This is a genomic window from Streptomyces sp. NBC_01255, from assembly GCF_036226445.1.
Taxonomy (GTDB): Bacteria; Actinomycetota; Actinomycetes; order Streptomycetales; family Streptomycetaceae; genus Streptomyces.
Genome location: NZ_CP108474.1, coordinates 1,841,647 through 1,859,228 on the forward strand (window position 1 = coordinate 1,841,647; position 17,582 = coordinate 1,859,228).

The 17,582-nt window shown below is 72.1% G+C and carries 13 protein-coding genes; 7 read left to right on the plus strand and 6 right to left on the minus strand.

Going from position 1 to position 17,582, the window contains the following annotated elements; translation table 11 throughout:
* Nucleotides 1–28: 28 nt before the first annotated feature.
* Nucleotides 29–694 (plus strand): HNH endonuclease, encoded by a 666-nt coding sequence (locus OG357_RS07970; protein WP_329620480.1) that lies wholly within the window; start codon nucleotides 29–31, stop codon nucleotides 692–694.
* Here OG357_RS07970 and OG357_RS07975 read toward each other — a convergent pair.
* On the minus strand, nucleotides 630–1,889 hold the full coding sequence (locus tag OG357_RS07975; RefSeq protein ID WP_329620481.1) for an MFS transporter: 1,260 nt from the start codon (nucleotides 1,887–1,889) through the stop codon (nucleotides 630–632). The genes OG357_RS07970 and OG357_RS07975 overlap by 65 nt on opposite strands.
* A 91-nt stretch (nucleotides 1,890–1,980) precedes the next feature.
* On the opposite strand from OG357_RS07975, the gene OG357_RS07980 reads away from it, so the two are divergent.
* A complete protein-coding gene (locus tag OG357_RS07980) occupies nucleotides 1,981–2,967 on the plus strand; it encodes an ArsR/SmtB family transcription factor (protein ID WP_329620482.1) in 987 nt (328 codons plus the stop codon).
* Between the two features lie 78 nt (nucleotides 2,968–3,045).
* Here the strand turns inward: OG357_RS07980 and gcl are convergent, their stop codons facing one another.
* On the minus strand, nucleotides 3,046–4,833 hold the full coding sequence (gcl, locus tag OG357_RS07985; protein ID WP_329620483.1) for a glyoxylate carboligase: 1,788 nt from the start codon (nucleotides 4,831–4,833) through the stop codon (nucleotides 3,046–3,048).
* A gap of 872 nt (nucleotides 4,834–5,705) precedes the next feature.
* Here gcl and OG357_RS07995 point away from each other — a divergent pair.
* From OG357_RS07995 to OG357_RS08005, 3 genes are all read left to right on the plus strand, one after another.
* A complete protein-coding gene (locus OG357_RS07995; protein ID WP_329625520.1) occupies nucleotides 5,706–6,380 on the plus strand; it encodes a hypothetical protein in 675 nt (224 codons plus the stop codon).
* Nucleotides 6,381–6,504: 124 nt separating this feature from the next.
* On the plus strand, nucleotides 6,505–7,335 hold the full coding sequence (locus OG357_RS08000) for a TIGR04222 domain-containing membrane protein (RefSeq protein ID WP_329620484.1): 831 nt from the start codon (nucleotides 6,505–6,507) through the stop codon (nucleotides 7,333–7,335).
* Nucleotides 7,336–7,354: 19 nt separating this feature from the next.
* Nucleotides 7,355–7,870 (plus strand): GNAT family N-acetyltransferase, encoded by a 516-nt coding sequence (locus OG357_RS08005; protein ID WP_329620485.1) that lies wholly within the window; start codon nucleotides 7,355–7,357, stop codon nucleotides 7,868–7,870.
* A gap of 45 nt (nucleotides 7,871–7,915) precedes the next feature.
* Here OG357_RS08005 and OG357_RS08010 read toward each other — a convergent pair whose 3' ends face one another.
* Together OG357_RS08010 and OG357_RS08015 are read right to left on the minus strand one after the other, a co-directional pair.
* Complete coding sequence (locus OG357_RS08010; RefSeq protein ID WP_329620486.1) at nucleotides 7,916–9,523, minus strand: AMP-binding protein; 1,608 nt, start codon at nucleotides 9,521–9,523, stop codon at nucleotides 7,916–7,918.
* Nucleotides 9,520–11,205 carry an AMP-binding protein gene (locus OG357_RS08015; protein WP_329620487.1) on the minus strand — a complete coding sequence of 562 codons (1,686 nt, stop codon included), beginning with the start codon at nucleotides 11,203–11,205 and terminating at the stop codon, nucleotides 9,520–9,522. The genes OG357_RS08010 and OG357_RS08015 overlap by 4 nt, the downstream gene beginning before the upstream one ends.
* 117 nt (nucleotides 11,206–11,322) lie before the next feature.
* On the opposite strand from OG357_RS08015, the gene OG357_RS08020 reads away from it, so the two are divergent.
* Nucleotides 11,323–12,156, plus strand: coding sequence for a helix-turn-helix transcriptional regulator (locus OG357_RS08020; RefSeq protein WP_329620488.1), 834 nt, complete (start codon nucleotides 11,323–11,325; stop codon nucleotides 12,154–12,156).
* Nucleotides 12,157–12,165: 9 nt separating this feature from the next.
* Here the strand turns inward: OG357_RS08020 and OG357_RS08025 are convergent, their stop codons facing one another.
* Nucleotides 12,166–13,299: a winged helix DNA-binding domain-containing protein gene (locus OG357_RS08025; protein WP_329620489.1), complete on the minus strand. Its 1,134-nt coding sequence runs from the start codon at nucleotides 13,297–13,299 to the stop codon at nucleotides 12,166–12,168.
* A gap of 176 nt (nucleotides 13,300–13,475) precedes the next feature.
* Between OG357_RS08025 and OG357_RS08030 the strand changes: the two genes are divergently transcribed.
* Nucleotides 13,476–14,582: a magnesium and cobalt transport protein CorA gene (locus OG357_RS08030; RefSeq protein ID WP_329620490.1), complete on the plus strand. Its 1,107-nt coding sequence runs from the start codon at nucleotides 13,476–13,478 to the stop codon at nucleotides 14,580–14,582.
* Between the two features lie 80 nt (nucleotides 14,583–14,662).
* On the opposite strand, the gene OG357_RS08035 is transcribed toward OG357_RS08030, so the two are convergent.
* Nucleotides 14,663–17,014, minus strand: coding sequence for an arylsulfatase (locus OG357_RS08035; RefSeq protein ID WP_329620491.1), 2,352 nt, complete (start codon nucleotides 17,012–17,014; stop codon nucleotides 14,663–14,665).
* Nucleotides 17,015–17,582 lie beyond the last annotated feature (568 nt).

The following is a 17,582-nucleotide window of genomic DNA, read 5'->3' on the forward strand; positions in this document are numbered from 1 at the left end:
CCCCGCGACCGCCGCTATCCACTGGTACATGATCAAGAACCTGATGCGCGGCCTCGCGCCGCTCGCGCTGATCCTGTCCCCCCTCGCCGTCCCCTCCCCCGCCCTCTCCGCCGGCGTCGTCCTCTTCCCCGACGCGCTCGCCGAACTCACCGAGGCCTCCGAGGACCCGGACGGCTACAAGGAGTCGGCGTTCCGCCACTGGAACCAGGGCCTCGACGCGGCGGACGGCTGCGACACCCGCGCCGAGGTCCTCGTCGCCGAGGCCGTCGACGCCCCGAAGGCGGGCGCGGGCTGCGCCCTGACCGGGGGCCGGTGGACCTCGTACTACGACGGGCAGAACGTCACCGACCCGGCCGCGCTCCGCGTCGACCACGTCGTCGCGCTCGAAGAGGCCTGGCAGTCGGGGGCCTCCGGCTGGACGGCCGCCCGGCGCGAGAAGTACGCCAACGACCAGGGAGCCGCCGCGACCCTCGTCGCCGTCACGGCCCGCAGCCAGAAGGAGAAGGCCGGCCGCGACCCCGCCGAGTGGGTGCCCGCGGACAACGCCCGGTACTGCCGCTACGTCGGCGAGTGGGTCAGCACCAAGCTGCGCTGGGGCCTGTCCGCCGACAAGGACGAGGTGGAGGCGCTCAAGCTGTTCGCCGACGGTCCGTGCGAGGACACGGTCGTGCACCGCTCGACGGCGCCTCACTAGGAAGCGGTTCCCGGGTACCCCGGTCGGCCCGGTCGGCCCGGTCGGCCCGGTCGGCCCGGGCGAGCGCCAGGGTCACGGTGAGCGAGGCGAGGGCGAGCAGCACCATCCCCGTACGCGGTGACGTGTACTGGGCGAGGGTGCCCGCCAGCGCCGCGCTCACCCCCTGGAGGGCGAGCATCCCGGAAGTGTGCAGCCCGAGCGCGTGACCGCTCAGCTCGGCCGGTACCAGGGCCATCAGCCGTTCCTGGTGCAGCAGGCTCGCTCCGTACCCGACGGCCGAGACGGCGACGAAGGCGAGCGCGAGCGGTAGCCCCGGGTCGAGGGCGAAGAGCAGGAACGGGGCGGCGAGCAGCGCCTGGAGCGGGAAGCGGAGCCGGCCGCGCAGCCGCGCCGGTACGAAGCGGCCGACGGTGAGGTCCCCCACCAGCATCCCGAGCGCAGCGAAGGCGAAGAGGAGGCCGGCGCGCTCGGGGTCGTACGGCACGAAGAGCGACTCGCAGCCCACGATCAGTCCGTTGGGCAGCCAGAGGGCCAGGTAGGTGCGGCGACGCGCGGGCGAGGACCAGAGCCGCCGGTTGGTGCGCCAGGTCTCGGCGACCGAGGCACGCCCCGCGGCACGGGGCGCCCGCTCCGCGAGGCCGAACCGGGCGAGGAGGGCCGCGGCGAGGTAGAGCGCCGCGCCGACGAGGACCGTGCCGCGCGGCGAGAGGAGCGCGACGAGGACGCCGCCGGTCGCGAAGCCGCCGATCTGACAGACGCCGACGGCCATGTTCGTCACGGAGCGGCCGAGGAGATAGTCCTCGCGGGGCAGGATCTCGTTGAGGAGCCCGTGGCGCACGCCCCCGCCGAGTGAGGCCGCGAGCCCCTCGGCGAGGAGCACCACGAAGACGGCCCAGGTCGGCAGGGCGGGGAGCGCCAGGAGGGCGGTGCCGAGGGCGAAGAAGAGCGCGAGCCCGGCGATCGTGGCGCGCGGCCGCAAACGGTCGGCCGCCGAGAGCAGGGTGGTCGCGCCGATCAGCTGGGCGAGGGAGGGCCCGAAGAGCGCGAGGGCGGAGAGGAGCGGGGAGCCGGTCTCGCGGAACACGAGCGTGGCGAGACCGAGCCCGGCGATGGTCTGGGCGGCGTTGTGGGCGGAGCCCGTGAGGAAGAGCGGGGTGAACTCGGGGGTACGGAAGAGGGTGCGGTAGCGGGGCATGCGAGGAGCTTCGGGGACACCGGGCAACGGGGATATTGTTTCGCTCGGTGGCGAAACCAACGGGTCGTGGCGAAGGTGCGGTCGTAGGCGTATGGGCTGGTGGCAGATCGGTACGGACTCGCTCGCGGGGAGTCGTTTCGTCGTCTCGCCGCTGACCGAGACGATCGCGGCGCTGAAGATCCTGCACGCGGCCTCGGGCTCCCACCCGGGCGAGCAGGCCTGGCTGGCCCGGCACCTCCCCGCCTACCGGGCGCGCCTGGCGGCCGAACCGCTCGACGGTCTGCTCGTCGGTGCCGCGATCGGTCGGACGTGGAACGCGGACTTCCTGACACCGACGCCGCTCGGCGAGGGCGAGCAGTCCTTCGAGGAGGAGGTCGAGGCCGTCCGCGCGGCCGATCCGGCCGCTGCCGTACCGCAGTTGGCCGTCGCGCTCGGCGGTCCCGTACCGGAGCCGCTGCGCTCGGCCCGCGACCTGCCGGAGCGGATGGCCGGGGTCCTGACGTGGGTGTGGCGGGAGACCGTGCTGCCGGACTGGGCGCGACGCCGGAGGATCCTCGAAGCCGATGTGGTGGCGCGGACGGCCCAGTTGGTCCGGGGCGGCTGGGCGGCGGCACTCGACGAGCTGTGCCCGGGGAAGATGCGCTGGCTGGGCGACGGCCGGCTCCAGGTCAACTCACGGAACTATCCGCCCCGTTCCGTCGACGGCGGCCGTCTGCTGTTCGTGCCGGTGACCGCGAACACGGGGTGGGTGTCGTGGGAGGGGACGGAGCGCTACGCGGTGGTGTACGCGTGTGCGGGCGTCCTGGCGGACAGCGCGGGGCCCGTCGTGCCCCAGGCGCTCGGGGCGCTGCTCGGCACGGCCCGGGCGGGCGTGCTCGTACGACTCGAAACTCCCAAGTCCACCAGCCAATTGGTGGCGCTGACCGGACAGGGGCTCGGCTCGGTGGGCCGCCACCTGAAGGTGCTGCTCGACGCCGGGCTCGTACGCAGGGGCCGGGCGGGACGCTCGGTCCTGTACGAGTGGACGGACGCGGGCGCGGTGCTGGTGACGGCGCCCGGGGGCGTACGGGAGGGGTGAACGCGGAGCGGCCCCCGTCCCGGTGCTCCTCGGGACGGGGGCCGTGTCACTGCGGCCGGGATCGGACCTTCAGGTCCTTCAGACCTTGAGGGGCTTGATCGCGGTCGGCGCGTGGCCGGGCTCGGTCGCGAGCTCCTCGAACTCGGTGACGTCGCTCATGTCGACCGTCTTGCTCATCGCGATGTTCGTGATGCGCTCCAGGATGGCCTCGACGACGACCGGGACCTGGTGCTCGACGGCCAGCTTCTTGGCCTGCTCCAGGGCCTCCCCCAGCTTGTCCGGGTCGGTGACGCGGATGGCCTTCACGCCCAGGCCCTCGGCGACCTTGACGTGGTCGACGCCGTAGACGCCGATCTCCGGGGTGTTGATGTTCTCGAACTCGAGGTTGACCTCGAAGTTGATGCCCAGGTTGCCCTGCGCCTGGCGGATCAGGCCCAGGTAGGCGTTGTTCACGAGGACGTGGACGTAGGGGACCTTGTGCTGGGCGGCGACCGCCAGCTCCTCGATCATGAACTGGAAGTCGTAGTCGCCGGAGAGGGCGACGACCGGGGTCTCCGGGTCCGCGGTGGCGACACCGATCGCGGCCGGGATGGTCCAGCCGAGCGGGCCGGCCTGGCCGCAGTTGATCCAGTGGCGCGGCTTGTAGACGTGCAGGAACTGCGCGGCCGCGATCTGGGAGAGGCCGATGGTGGTGACGTAGCGGGTCTCCGGGCCGAAGGCCTTGTTCATCTCCTCGTAGACGCGCTGCGGCTTGATCGGGATGTTGTCGAAGTTCGTGCGGCGCTGCAGGGTCGCCTTGCGCTCCTGCGCGGAGGCGGTCCAGGCGGAGAAGTCCGGGAGCCTGCCCGCGGCCTTCCACTCCTTGGCGATCTCGACGAAGAGCTCCAGCGCGACCTTGGCGTCGGAGGCGATGCCGTAGTCCGGGGCGAAGATCTTGCCGATCTGGGTGGGCTCGATGTCGACGTGGACGAACTTGCGGCCCTTGGTGTAGGCGTCCATGTTGTAGCCGGTGTGGCGGTTGGCCCAGCGGTTGCCGATGCCCAGGACGAAGTCCGACTCCAGGAAGGTCGCGTTGCCGTAGCGGTGCGCGGTCTGGACACCGACCATGCCGGCGGCCAGCTCGTGGTCGTCCGGGATGGTGCCCCAGCCCATCAGGGTGGAGATGACCGGGACGTTGATCAGCTCGGCGAACTCGACGAGCAGGTCGGAGGCGTCGGCGTTGATGATGCCGCCGCCGGCGACGATCAGCGGGCGCTCGGACTCCAGGAGGAAGCTCAGGGCCTTCTCGGCCTGGGCACGGCTGGCCTGCGGCTTGTAGACCGGCAGCGGCTCGTAGGTCTCCGGGTCGAACTCGATCTCGGTCAGCTGGACGTCGATCGGGAGGTCGATGAGGACCGGGCCCGGACGGCCGGAGCGCATCAGGTGGAAGGCCTGCTGGAAGACGCCCGGGACCTGCGCGGCCTCCAGGACGGTCGTCGCGGCCTTGGTGACCGGCTTGGCGATCGAGGCGATGTCGACGGCCTGGAAGTCCTCCTTGTGGAGCTTCGAGACCGGGGCCTGGCCCGTGATGCAGAGGATCGGGATGGAGTCCGCGATCGCCGAGTAGAGGCCGGTGATCATGTCGGTGCCGGCGGGGCCGGAGGTGCCGATGCAGACGCCGATGTTGCCGGCCTTGGCGCGGGTGTACCCCTCCGCCATGTGCGACGCGCCCTCGACGTGACGAGCGAGCGTGTGGCTGACGCCGCCCACGTTCTTGAGCTCGCGGTAGAAGGGGTTGATCGCCGCGCCAGGCACGCCGAACGCGTTGGTGACGCCTTCGCGCTTGAGGATCTCAACGGCCGCTGCGGCGGCGGTCATACGAGGCATGGGAGTGCTCCTGCTTCGGCCGGTCGGAGACAAACGCACCCGGCGGCTCGGGGAGCCCGGGGAGGCTTGTTTCCGTAATGCGGAAATACTGTTCTGCTATACGGAAGCAATGTAGGTCGGGTCCCGGAGAACCGTCAAGAGAAGTCCGCCTCGCGGGATCAGCGAAGTGGCCGAACTCCCTCCCCCGAGGTGGCCGATGGGTGGACGATGGGGCGGAACGACAGGGGGTAAGGGTTGTGGCTGAGTCGGTACCGGTGCGCTGTCCGGAATGCCAGCGGACGCAGGCGTACGCGGCGCCCGTCTTCCCCTGCGCGTGCGGGAGCCCGGTGGCGCCGCCGGTGACGGCGGGCGGGACGGCGGAACCGATCACGCACCGGAACTGGACGGACGAGTGGGTCACCGTCCGCTGCGGCGCCTGCGGCCGCGAGGACGACTGGCCCCACCCGGAGCTGGGCTGCGCCTGCGGCACGGTCCTCCGGGTCCCGGTCCAGCCGGTGCGGCCGATGGGCGCGGAGCCCGACGCGAGCGGGGGCGCCGGTGACGGGGCGGCTCATGGCCGCCGGGAGCCGGACGTCCCTGGCGGGACGGGGGCCGTCGGCTCACGGCCCGACGCCCTCCGGCGGGCCGAGGTGCCGCGACCGGCCGAGCGGAGCGCGCCCTTCCCCGGGCCGGCCCTTCAGCCGCCCCTCACCCCTCCCTCCCCTCCCTCCGCGGACGGGCCCGGCTCGGCCGCGCCGAACGCGGGCCCGGCGGGCAGGTCCGGCCCCTCGGAACCGTCCGGTACGCGCCCGGGCACCGACCCGCGCGGCCCGGGGCTCATCCCGCCGACGGCCACCGGCGGGACCTTCGGCGCCCGGCCCGAAGGGGCGCCCCTGCACCCCGGTACGAGCGGGCTGTCCGGCGCGCCGGGAGCGGAGGCCCCCGGCGGCCCGGCCCGGCCCCGGGCGTTCGGACCCGGCTCGGAGTGGTTCGGCCCGGGACCGGCCGCCCCGGACGGGAGCACGCCGGGCGGCCCGGACCGCAGGATCCCGGGCGGCCCCGACGGCAGCGCTCCGGGCGGCCGGGACGTCCCGCCGCGGGCAGGCGCGCACCGCACGTTCGCCGAGCGGTACCCCGCGCACATCCCGCTGCCGCCCACGGCCCCGCGCCCCGGACCGGTGCGGGGCACCTTCCGGCCGGTGACGATCCGGACCGCGCGGGACGCGGTGGCCGCGGCCGCCGGGTACCTCCGCTGGCTCGGGTTCCGGGACGTGGTCCAGCCCGAGGACCGCCCCGCCTCCGGCGTGGACCTACGGGCGCCGGGCCTCGTCGCCCAGGTGGATCCGAGCACGCGGCCCGCCGGGCTGCGGGCCGTCGAGTGCCTCTGGCTCAACGGCCTGAGCACCCCCGACACGAGCGTGAGCGTGTTCTTCTCGCTGGCCGGCTACACCCCGGAAGCGCGCAAGCGGGCCGCCGAGATCGGCCTCCCGCTCTTCGTCCTCGACCTGACGGGCACCCCGCAGCCCGCCAACCACGCCGCCGACGAACTGGCCGCCGACGGCGCCTGACCCTCCCGCCGGGGCCGCGCGCACCTCACCGCGCCCCCGCCCACAACACCTCGCCATCCGAAACCGGCCATTCACGCGTGACGATCACGCTCCCCCGGGCACAACACCCTCGGGGGGTGGCGTCATGTCGACGGCGATGTGGTGGTTCATCGGGGTGGCCTGCGCGGAACTGGTGCTCGCCGCCTTGCTGTTGCGAACCCGCAGCCAGGAAAGCGGAGCGTGGCCCGGGGGCGCCGAGCCACCGCCGCAGGCCCTCGCGCTGCTGCGGGGAGGGCGCCGGGCGGCCGTCACGGTCGCGCTCGTGGCACTGCACCAGCGAGGTGCGGTCGCCGCCGGCCGCAAACGTACAATTCGGGCCAACGGAGGGCCGGGCCGGACCCGTGACCCCGTACAGCTCGGGGTGCACGGCGCTCTGCACCGGGCCCTGGCGCTGCGGGCGCTCGCCCTGCGCCCCGAGGCGCGGCGGGCCGTGGACGCCCTGCACGGCGAGCTCGGCCGGGCCGGTCTGCTGCGGCCGACCGCCCGGCTGCGGGCCGCCCGCGCCCTGCTCGTCTGCGTCCCGCTGACGGTCGGCGCCGGACTGCTCTTCTCCTGGGCGCGCCACGGCCACGGAGGCGGGTACGCCGACGGATCCGGCGGCGTGGGTCTCGTCGTCGCGGTCGCCGTGCCGCCGGTCCTCGCCGCGGTGGTGCTGCTGCGCCTGCGGCCGGCCACGCGGGCCGCCCGGCACCTGCTCGCCGGCCTGCGGGAACGGCATCCGCTGCCGGCCCACCGGCGCGAGGTGACGGACGGACGGCTCGTCCAGCTGTACGTGGCGCTGTACGGGGATCCGGCGCTGGCCCTGTTCCTGCCCCGCTTCTCCCGGGACGGCGGGCTGCTCGACCGCCCGCGCGAGCCGGACGAGAACCGGCCGCCGCCGGAGCCGGGCGGGGGGACGGGCCGCACCGCTCGCTGACGCCGCGCCATACTGTCGTATGCGCATCAGAGCGGCCGCTCCGGCCGAACTCCCGCTGCTCCAGGACATCGAACGGGCGGCGGGCGAGCCGTTCCGTTCTCTCGGCATGGCGGCGATCGCCGACGACGACCCCCTGCCCCTGGACGTCCTGGAGGCGTACCGCTGCGAGGGCCGGGCCTGGGTGGCGGTGGACACGGCCGACCGTCCGGTCGCCTATCTGCTCGCCGACACGGTCGACGGCTCGGCCCACATCGAGCAGGTGTCGGTGCACCCGGACGCCGCCCGCCGGGGCGTCGGGCGGGAGCTGATCGAGCACCTGGCAGCAGCCGCCAGGGAGCAGGGCCTGACGGCCCTGACCCTGACGACCTTCACCGAGGTCCCGTGGAACGCCCCGTACTACACCCGGCTCGGCTTCCGCCCGCTCGCCGACTCCGACCCGGCGCTCACGGACGGGCTGCGCGCCATCAGCCGCGCGGAGGCGGCACACGGCCTGTCGGTCTGGCCCCGGGTCTGCATGCGCCGAGAGGTCTGCTGACGCGGGGGCGCCGCCGGCGCGGCAAGACCCGCTGCCGCGGGGCGGTCAGTCGGTCCCGTACCGCTGCCGCAGCTCCACCTTCCGGACCTTGCCGCTGACCGTCATGGGGAACTCGGTGAGGATCTCCACCCTGCGCGGGATCTTGTAGTGGGCGAGCCGGTCGCGGCAGAAGGCGGTGATCTCCTCCAGGCCCGGCGGGTCGGCCGGGTCGCGGGGGATCACGCAGGCCAGGATCTCCTCGCCGTACCGGGCGTCGGGCACGCCGACGACCTGGACGTCGGCGATCTTGGCGTGCCCGTAGAGGAACTCCTCGATCTCGCGCGGGTACACGTTCTCCCCGCCCCGGATGATCATGTCCTTGATGCGGCCGACGATCTCGACGTAGCCGTCGTCCCGCATCACGGCCAGGTCCCCGGTGTGCATCCAGCGGCCCGCGTCGACGACCTCGGCGGTCTTCTCCGGCTCGTCCCAGTAGCCGAGCATCACGCTGTAGCCGCGGGTGCACAGCTCCCCCGCCGTGCCGCGCTCCACGGTCAGTCCGGTCCCGGGGTCGACGACCTTGACCTCGACGTGCGGCAGGACCCGGCCGACGGTGCCGGTGCGGCGCTCCAGGTCGTCGTCGCGCCGGGTCTGGGTGGAGACGGGCGAGGTCTCGGTCATGCCGTAACAGATCGACACCTCCGCCATGTTCATCTCGGCGACGACCCGCTTCATCACCTCCACCGGGCACGGCGAGCCGGCCATGATCCCGGTGCGGAGCGTGGAGAGGTCGTAGGCGGCGAAGTCGGGGTGGTCGAGCTCGGCGATGAACATCGTCGGCACCCCGTACAGCGAGGTGCAGCGCTCCTCCTGCACGGCCCGGAGGGTGGCGGCGGGGTCGAACGACGGCGCGGGGATCACCATGCAGGCGCCGTGCGAGGTGGCGGCCAGATTGCCCATCACCATGCCGAAACAGTGGTAGAACGGGACGGGGATGCAGATCCTGTCCTGCTCGCTGTAGGCGATCATCTCCCCGACGAAGTAACCGTTGTTGAGGATGTTGTGGTGGGAGAGGGTGGCCCCCTTCGGGAAGCCGGTGGTCCCCGAGGTGTACTGGATGTTGACCGGCTCGTCGCAGGAGAGCGGCTCGGAACGCAGCCCGCCCGCCGTACGCGCCAGCAACACGTCCCAGCTCGGGTCCCCGAAGTGCACGACCTCCCTCAACTCCGGACACTCCCCCCGTACTTCCTCGACCATGGCCCGGTAGTCGCTCGTCTTGTGGGCGAGCGAGGCGAAGAGCAGGGAGATGCCCGCCTGGTTCAGCACGTACACCAACTCGTGGGAGCGGTAGGCGGGGTTGATGGTGACCATGATCGCGCCGATGCGGGCGGTGGCGTACTGGACGAGGACCCACTCGGCGCAGTTCACCGCCCAGATCCCGACCCGGTCGCCCTTCCGGACGCCGCTGCCGAGCAGCGCGCCGGCCAACCGGTCGACGTCGGCGCCGAATTGGGCGTAGGTCCAGCGCCGTCCACCGGGGACGTCGACGAGGGCCTCCCGGTCGGGCCAGGTGGCGACGGCCCGGTCGAGGTTGGCGCCGACGGTGTCGCCGAGGAGGGCGGTGCCGGACACCCCGTGCGCGTACGAGAGTTCCGTGGTCGTCCCCTTGGTCATCCCCGCTCTCCTTCGGCGTACTCCGTGCCGGCGCCCTCGGCGGTGAGCCGGCGCAGTTCCACACGCCGGATCTTCCCGGAGACGGTCTTGGGCAGCTCGGCGAACTCGATGCGCCGGATCCGCTTGTACGGGGCGAGGACCGCGCGCGAGTGGGCGAAGAGGGCCTTCGCCGTCTCCGCGCCCGGCTCCCAGCCCGCGGCGAGGACGACGTACGCCTTGGGGACGGCGAGCCGCAGCGGGTCCGGGGCGGGGACGACGGCCGCCTCGGCGACGGCCTCGTGCTCCAGGAGGGCGCTCTCCAGCTCGAAGGGGCTGATCTTGTAGTCGGAGGCCTTGAAGACGTCGTCGGCACGCCCGATGTACGTGATGTACCCGTCGCCGTCCCTGGCTCCGATGTCACCGGTGCGGTAGTAGCCGCCCGCCATCGCCTCGGCCGTACGCTCCGGGTCGCCGTGGTAACCGGTCATCAGGCCCACCGGGTTGGCCGACAGGTCGAGACAGATCTCGCCCTCCTCCACGTCCGCCCGGCCGGTCACCGGATCGACGAGCGTGACGCGGAATCCGGGGCTCGGGCGGCCCATGGACCCTTCCTTGAGCCGCTGGCCGGGGCTGTTGGAGACCTGCACGGCGGTCTCCGTCTGGCCGAAGCCGTCCCGGATGGTGACGCCCCAGGCGCGCCGTACCGACTCGATGACCTCGGGGTTGAGGGGTTCGCCGGCGGCGACGACCTCGCGCGGCGGGGTCTTCAGCTGCCCGAGGTCGGCCTGGATCAGCATCCGCCACACGGTCGGCGGGGCGCAGAAGCTGGTGACGCCGTGCCGCTCCATCTCGCTCATCAGACGGGCCGGGTCGAAGCGCGTGTAGTTGTGGATGAAGACGGTCGCCTCCGCGTTCCAGGGCGCGAAGAGGTTGGACCAGGCGTGCTTGGCCCAGCCGGGCGAGGAGATGTTGAGGTGCACGTCCCCGGGCTTGAGGCCGATCCAGTACATCGTCGAGAGGTGGCCGACCGGGTACGAGGTGTGGGTCTGCTCGACGAGCTTCGGCCGGGCGGTCGTCCCGGACGTGAAGTACAGCATCAGCGTGTCCTCGGCGAAGGTCACGCCGTCGGGCTCGAAGTCCGCGGACTCCTGGGCCGCGTGCTCGTAACCGAGCCAGCTCACCCCGTCGCCGCCGATCGCGATGCGGGTGTAGTCGCCGGGGACGTCGTCGAACTTGGCGGTGTCCTCGGCGCGCACGATGACATGGCGGGCGCGGCCCCGCTCGACGCGGTCGCGGAGGTCGGCGGGGCCGAGGAGGGGCGTGGCGGGGATGACGACGGCGCGCAGCTTCATCGCGGCGAGCATCGTCTCCCACAACTCGGCCTGGTTGCCGAGCATGACGATGATCCGGTCCCCGGCGCGGACGCCCTGGGCTCGCAGCCAGTTCGCGACGCGGTTCGAGCGGGCGGACATCTCGGCGAAGCTCGACGTCGTCCCGGAACCGTCCTCCTCGACGATGTGCAGGGCGGTTCTGTCGTTGCCGGCGGCGATGACGTCGAACCAGTCGAGCGCCCAGTTGAAACGGTCGGGCCGGGGCCACGCGAAGCCCTCGTAAGCCGTCTCGTACTCCTCGCGATGCCGGAGCAGGAAGTCCCGGGCGGCCCGGAACATCTCCGTCGCGCTGGTCGCGCTCGCTTCCGTCATGTGTCCTCCTCGTTGCGGGACCGGTCCCGGACATCGTGTAATCGGTGACCCAGGTCTCACTACCCCCGTTCGGGGGTGAACCGGCCGCACAGCCCAACGGACAGCGGGGAGAGAACGGTGCGCGAGCACGTCGAATCGGTGGAGCTGCGCGGCGCGCTGCTGCGGATGCGCCGCACCACCGGTCTCCCCGTGGTGTTCGGGGGGCTGCTCCACGAGGGCCGCGTCCTGCGGATCGCCGAGCTGAACGGGGCGGTGACCCCGGCGCTGCACGGGCTCGCGATCTCGACCGGCTGGGGGCTCGGCGGAAAGTGCCTGGCCCTCGCCCGGCCGTGCGCGGTGACGGACTACCCGACGGCCCGGCACATCACGCACGAGTACGACGTGCCGGTCTCCGCGGAGGGGCTGCGGTCGGTGATCGCGGTGCCGGTCGTGGTCCGCCGCAAGGTGCGCGGGGTGCTGTACGGGGCGCTGCGCGACGCGCTGCCGATCGGCGAGCGGGTCTTCGACGCGGCGGTGGCGGCGGCCCGGGACCTGGAGCAGGCGCTCGCGGTACGGGACGAGGTCCGGCAGCTGCTGACGCCGCCGCCCTCGGAACCGTCCTGGGAGGAGGTGCGCCAGGCGTACGGAGAGCTGCGCGCGCTGGCTCCGCGGGTGGCGGATCCGGAGCTGCGGGAGCGGCTGCTCGCGGTGTGCGGACGCCTGGGGGCAGCCTCCGGCGCGACGGCGGCACCGGTCCCGGGGGCTCCTGTACCGGGGGTGTCGCTGACCCCGCGCGAGACGGACGTCCTGGCGGCGGTGGCGTCGGGGGCGACGAACGCGACGGCGGCGTCACGCCTTGGGCTGCGGCCGGAGACGGTGAAGGGCTACCTGCGCTCGGCGATGCGGAAGCTCGGCGCGCACACCCGTCTGGAGGCGGTGGTGGCGGCGCGCCGGGCGGGGGTGCTGCCGTAGTACTCGTGGTCACTGATGGACGATGTCGTACGGGGTGCCGGGCGGCGTCATGATCCGGAGGGTCCGCTCGGCCTCGGCGGCGAGCTCGGCGCGCTCGGCGCGTGTCACGGGCGCGAAGGGCTCGATGGTGAGGGTCGTGCGGGTGGTGCGGGTGGTGCGGTCCTTGGCCTCGTCGAGGCGCCAGATGCCGGCGAGGATGCCGTCGAGGAGGAAGACGGAGAAGGCCCGGTTGCCCTGCCAGGTCCGGGAGCGGATCTCGGGGGTGACGACCCGGGTGCGGTCGGCGTGCGACAGGAGCAGGTTGTCGAACTCGGGCAGGAACCGGGGCGGGGCGGGGGTGTCCTCGTCGGGGCGGGGCGCGTCGGGAAGGTCGAAGAGCTCGGTGCCGCGCTCGTCCTGGAAGACGAGGAGCCGGGGCCTCAGGCGCTCGAAGGACTCACCGAGGCGGGTCAGGCCGCACCAGGTCTGCATGTCCTTGACCGAGGCGGGCCCGAAGGCGCCGAGGTAGCGCAGCACGGTCTCGTCGGTGTCGGCGGTCTCCGCGGGGACGGCGTCCCCGAACCACACGTCGGTGGTGGTGAGGGCGACCTGCCCGCCGCGGCCCCACAGGCCGCGCGGCGTGACCTGCACCAGGGGGAGGAGGCAGCGGGCGGCGAGGGAGAGGGACTGCGGGTCGGCGTGGGGCCACACCGTGAGGAGCTCGTCACGGAGCTGCTTGGGGGTACGGGGCCGGTCCTCGACGAGCGCGCGGGAGAGCGCGGCGAGCCTGTCGAGGTCGACACCGTCGAGCCCCTTGCGGCCGACGAAGATGGCGAGCTCCCGGTCGATGGCCCCGGGCTGCACGAGCCGGCGCAGGGCGACGGCGTCCCGGGCCGTGTGGGTGTGGACGGTGGAGCGCATGGTCACGATGCGGGCGACGGCGTGGGACTCCATGAGCGCGGACAGCTGCTCGGGCCGGAACCCGTCGAGACGGGCGGCGAGCGCGTAGTACGGGGGCTTGGTGTTCTGTGCCTGGAGGCCGAGCAGATGGGCCACGGCGTCCTCGACGCCGAGCGGGGCGCGGCGCAGGAGGAGCTGACGGTCGAGGGTGGCACGGTTCAGGGCGCGGGGGCTGAGGACCGGGTGCTTCGTCGTGGAGGCCATGAGAGGACGCTACTGCGCCTTGCGGACAGATTCGGTCCGCAAGGCGCTGCGGATCAGCCCGAGCCGCAGCGACAACCGCCGGATAACATGCCCAAAGCCCCACAGACACCACGCGACACCCCGCGACACCCCGCCGGCACTCACCGGCCGGCACCCACAGGAGGAGGGGAAGACCCGTGTCCGACCGTCGTCCCCGCGCGGCCTGGCGCCGCCACCCGGACCAGCCGCCCGAGCCCGCGTCGGCGCCGAGCCGCGCCGACCGGCCGAGCGTGGTGCAGGCGAGCCTCTACCGCGAAGGCCTGCGGGTCTCCTCCCCCGCGACGCTGGCGGACACGTTCCGCCAGCTGCGCGAACACCCCGACGGCATGGCGTGGATCGGCCTGCAACGCCCGACGGAAGCGGAACTCCACTCCCTGGCCGCGGAGTTCGACCTCCACGAACTGGCGGTGGAGGACGCGCTGGAGGCCCACCAGCGCCCGAAGCTGGAGCGGTACGGCGAGACCCTGTTCGTCGTCCTGCGCGCCGCACGGTACCTCGACGCCCAGGAGGAAGTGGAGTTCGGCGAACTCCACATCTTCGTGGGCCCGGACTTCCTCATCACGGTCCGCCACGGCGCGGCCCCGGACCTCTCCACGGTCCGCCGCCGCATGGAGGAGAACCCCGACCTCCTCGCCCTCGGTCCGGAAGCGGTCCTGTACGCGATCCTCGACGCGGTGGTCGACGGCTACGCCCCGGTGGTGGCGGGCGTGCAGAACGACATCGACGAGATCGAGACGGAAGTCTTCGGCGGCGACCCCGCGGTCTCGCGCCGCATCTACGAACTCTCCCGCGAAATGGTCGAGTTCCAACGAGCGACCCGCCCCCTGGTGGGCATGCTCCACGGCCTGATGGCGGGCTTCGCCAAGTACGGCACGGACGAGGAACTCCAGCGCTACCTCCGCGACGTCGCCGACCACGTGACCCACACCAGCGAACGCGTGGACGGCTTCCGCCAGGCCCTGACGGACATCCTCACGGTCAACGCGACCCTGGTCACCCAACAACAGAACGCGGAAATGCGCGCACTGGCGGAAGCAGGCTTCGAACAGAACGAGGAGATCAAGAAGATCTCCTCCTGGGCCGCCATCCTCTTCGCCCCCACACTCGTGGGAACGATCTACGGCATGAACTTCGACGCGATGCCTGAGCTGGACTGGGCGTTCGGCTACCCGTTCGCGATCCTGCTGATGGCGGCGGTGTGCACGAGCCTGTACTTCGTCTTCAAGCGCCGGGACTGGCTGTAGACGGAAGACCGGAAACGCTCAGCAGGCGAGTTCCATGGCCACGAGGGAGCCGGCTGACTCCTTACTGATGGGCGCCGGGTTCACTGCCTGGCCAGGTGCATGCGCATCTCGCTGTCCGCGTCGGTGATGAGTTCGCCGGACAGGTCGACGGTCACGCTGTGGAGTGTTCCGGTGAACCGGAACGGTTCCCGGTAGTCGGCCGTGACCGGCTGGCCGGGGTTGGCGCCACAGGTCAGACCGCCGGGGTTGAACATGATGGGGGTGGTCACCGGGAGGTCGGCCTCCGCCACGAGGCGGCGGTCGATGTACAGCTGGGCGCGGCCTGGTGCGCCCTTGCCTGCGGAGAGGTCGGGTTCGCCCGTCGGTTCGAACTCGAAGCGCAGTTCGTGCCGGCCCGTGGGCACCGGGTCGGGAGACGTCACCGTGTAGACGGCTCGCGAGACGTAGTTGTGGACGTAACTCAGCTTGCCGTCCTTGATGTACAGGCTCCAGCCACCGGCCCCGGAACCCTGACTCATCAGGACGCCTTCGGCGCCGTCGGCGGGGATCTCCACGTCTGCGGTGACGCTGTGCGGCCGGTTGAGGACCCGGGGGGCGACGGAGGGCGGCAGCGTCTGGGTGCCGGGCCGCAAGGTGTAGCTCGATCGCGCCGTGGTGATCTGGGGGCGTTCCACGGTCATCCGTGCGAGGACGCTGCTGTCGATCGGCAGCACGCCGTACTTGCCGGCCTCCACATACCACAGGGACACCATCTCGATGACCTTGTCGCGCTGCTCCGCCGCGATGTCCCGGGTCTCCGCGAAGTCCTCGTCGACGTGGTAAAGCTCCCAGGAGTTGGCGTCCAGCCCGGCGAGCGTCTCGGAGGTGATGGGCGTGCCGAAGGGCTGATGCGCCTCGGAGAAGGAGGGACCGGGCCAGGGGCATACGGCGCGCCATCCGTTGTGGTCGATGGCGCGGTGTCCGAGCATCTCGAAGTACTGGGTGTGGTGCAGCGTCGGCGCGTTCGGGTTGTCGAAGGTGTGGGCGAGGCTGACGCCGTGCAGGGGGGACTGGGTGACGCCCTTGATGGTGTCGGGCGGTTCGATGCCGAGGACGTCGAGCACGGTGGGGACGATGTCCACGAGGTGGGCGTACTGGGTGCGCACCTCTCCTCGGGCCGTGATGCGCTGCGGCCAGTGGACGAGGAACGGGTCGCTGGCGCCGCCGCGGTACGTCTCCCTCTTCCAGCGCCGGAAGGGGGTGTTGCCGGCCCATGTCCAGCCCCACGGATAGTGGTTGAACATGGTCGGGCCGCCGAGTTCGTCGATCCCCTTGAGGCTGTCCTCGATCGGTTCGGGGGCGTTGTTGAAGAACTGGGCCTCGTTCGTCGTCCCGGTGACTCCGCCCTCCGCGCTCGCCCCGTTGTCGGAGACGACCAGGATCAGCGTGTTGTCGAACTCGCCGATGTCCTTGAGGAAGTCCAGCAGCCGCCCGATCTGGTGGTCGGTGTGGGAGAGGAATCCCGCGTAGACCTCCATCATGCGTGCGGCGAGGTGCCGGGCCTCCGGGGTGAGGGAGTCCCAGGCCGGGACGTCGGGGTCGTGGCGGGAGAGTTCGGCGCCGGGCGGCACGACACCGAGTCTCTTCTGGTTGGCGAACGTCACTTCGCGGTAGGCGTCCCAGCCGTCGTCGAACCGGCCTCGGTAGCGGTCCGCCCATTCCCGGGGTACATGGTGCGGTGCGTGCGTGGCCCCGGTGGAGAAGTTGAGGAAGAACGGCTTGTCGGGGGTGACCTGCTTGGCGTCGGAGATGAAGAGCATCGCCCTGTCCGCCAGGTCCGCGGTGAAGTGATAGCCCTGATCCGGTGAGGCGGGGGGCTCGACCTGGTGGTTGTCGTACACGAGGTCCGGATACCACTGGTTGGTGTCGCCGCCGAGGAAGCCGTAGAACCGTTCGTAGCCGCGGCCGAGCGGCCAGCGGGTGTAGGGGCCGGCGGGGGACTCCTGTTCCGAGGGCATGAGGTGCCACTTGCCGAGCATGTACGTGTTGTAGCCGTGCTCCAGCAGCATCTCGGACAGGAATCCGTTCTCGAACGGGATGTTGCCGTTGTAGCCGGGGTATCCGGTGGCCATCTCGGTGATCGCGGCCATGCCGTTGGCATGATGGTTGCGGCCGGTGATGATGCAGGAACGCGACGGCGAGCACAGCGCCGTGGTGTGCATGTTGTTGTAGAGCAGACCGCCGGCCGCCAGCGCGTCGAGACGGGGCGTCTGCAGCGGACTGCCGTAGCAGCCGAACTGCCCGTAGCCCGTGTCGTCGAGCACGATCATCAGCACGTTGGGGGATCCGGGTACCGCCCGCGTCGGCTCGGGCCAGGCGGGGGTGGACTCGTCGGCGGTCCTCCCGATCATTCCGGGGAAGGCGCTGCCTGGCTTGTACGTGTTCACTGGCATCGTGGCTGTCCTCAATCCCGCCGGGCTGCCGGGCAGCTCCAGCGAGTGGACCGTGACGGTACTGCTGCCGCTCGCTGCGCCGGCCATGTCGGTGGGCCGGGCGGAAGGGCCCGTCCGCCGGACGCAGGGGCGTCGTTGCGTGCCCGTGCCATCGGCTTCCGCCCGGGGGAGAGCCGACATGCGGCCCGCTCCGCGAAGTCGCTTCGCACCAGCGGCGGTTACGGCCAGAGCAAGGGCACACGCGGTTTCAGCTCGGTGAGCGCCGGGACTCGGTGGGTGAGGCCCGGTTGCCGGACTGTCGCGCATGCCGCACCGTTTTCATCGTAGATCCGCACCAGGCCGGTTTCCACCGGGGCAGCCGGACGCCGATCCGTCCGCGGCTCCCTGCGCCTGCGCTGGACGGCGGAGCACGGAAAGGGTGCTCATGGTTCGGCATTGGTATCCGCTCGCCCCAAGTGACGACGCGTTCCTCGGGTCCGCGCCCTTCCGTTACGTGCACTCCGTCGAGACCACGGCCTCCTCGGAGCGCGGCCTACGTGCGGGCCCGGCGGCCTGCGGCTCCGGGTAG

Excerpts from the sequence above, each read along its gene's own strand:
- OG357_RS07970 (WP_329620480.1), top strand. The coding sequence starts at position 29 with ATGATCAAGAACCTGATGCGCGGCCTCGCGCCGCTCGCGCTGATCCTG.
- OG357_RS07975 (WP_329620481.1), bottom strand. The coding sequence starts at position 1,889 with ATGCCCCGCTACCGCACCCTCTTCCGTACCCCCGAGTTCACCCCGCTC.
- OG357_RS07980 (WP_329620482.1), top strand. The coding sequence starts at position 1,981 with ATGGGCTGGTGGCAGATCGGTACGGACTCGCTCGCGGGGAGTCGTTTC.
- gcl (WP_329620483.1), bottom strand. The coding sequence starts at position 4,833 with ATGCCTCGTATGACCGCCGCCGCAGCGGCCGTTGAGATCCTCAAGCGC.
- OG357_RS08000 (WP_329620484.1), top strand. The coding sequence starts at position 6,505 with ATGTCGACGGCGATGTGGTGGTTCATCGGGGTGGCCTGCGCGGAACTG.
- OG357_RS08005 (WP_329620485.1), top strand. The coding sequence starts at position 7,355 with ATGCGCATCAGAGCGGCCGCTCCGGCCGAACTCCCGCTGCTCCAGGAC.
- OG357_RS08010 (WP_329620486.1), bottom strand. The coding sequence starts at position 9,523 with ATGACCAAGGGGACGACCACGGAACTCTCGTACGCGCACGGGGTGTCC.
- OG357_RS08015 (WP_329620487.1), bottom strand. The coding sequence starts at position 11,205 with ATGACGGAAGCGAGCGCGACCAGCGCGACGGAGATGTTCCGGGCCGCC.
- OG357_RS08025 (WP_329620489.1), bottom strand. The coding sequence starts at position 13,299 with ATGGCCTCCACGACGAAGCACCCGGTCCTCAGCCCCCGCGCCCTGAAC.
- OG357_RS08035 (WP_329620491.1), bottom strand. The coding sequence starts at position 17,014 with ATGCCAGTGAACACGTACAAGCCAGGCAGCGCCTTCCCCGGAATGATC.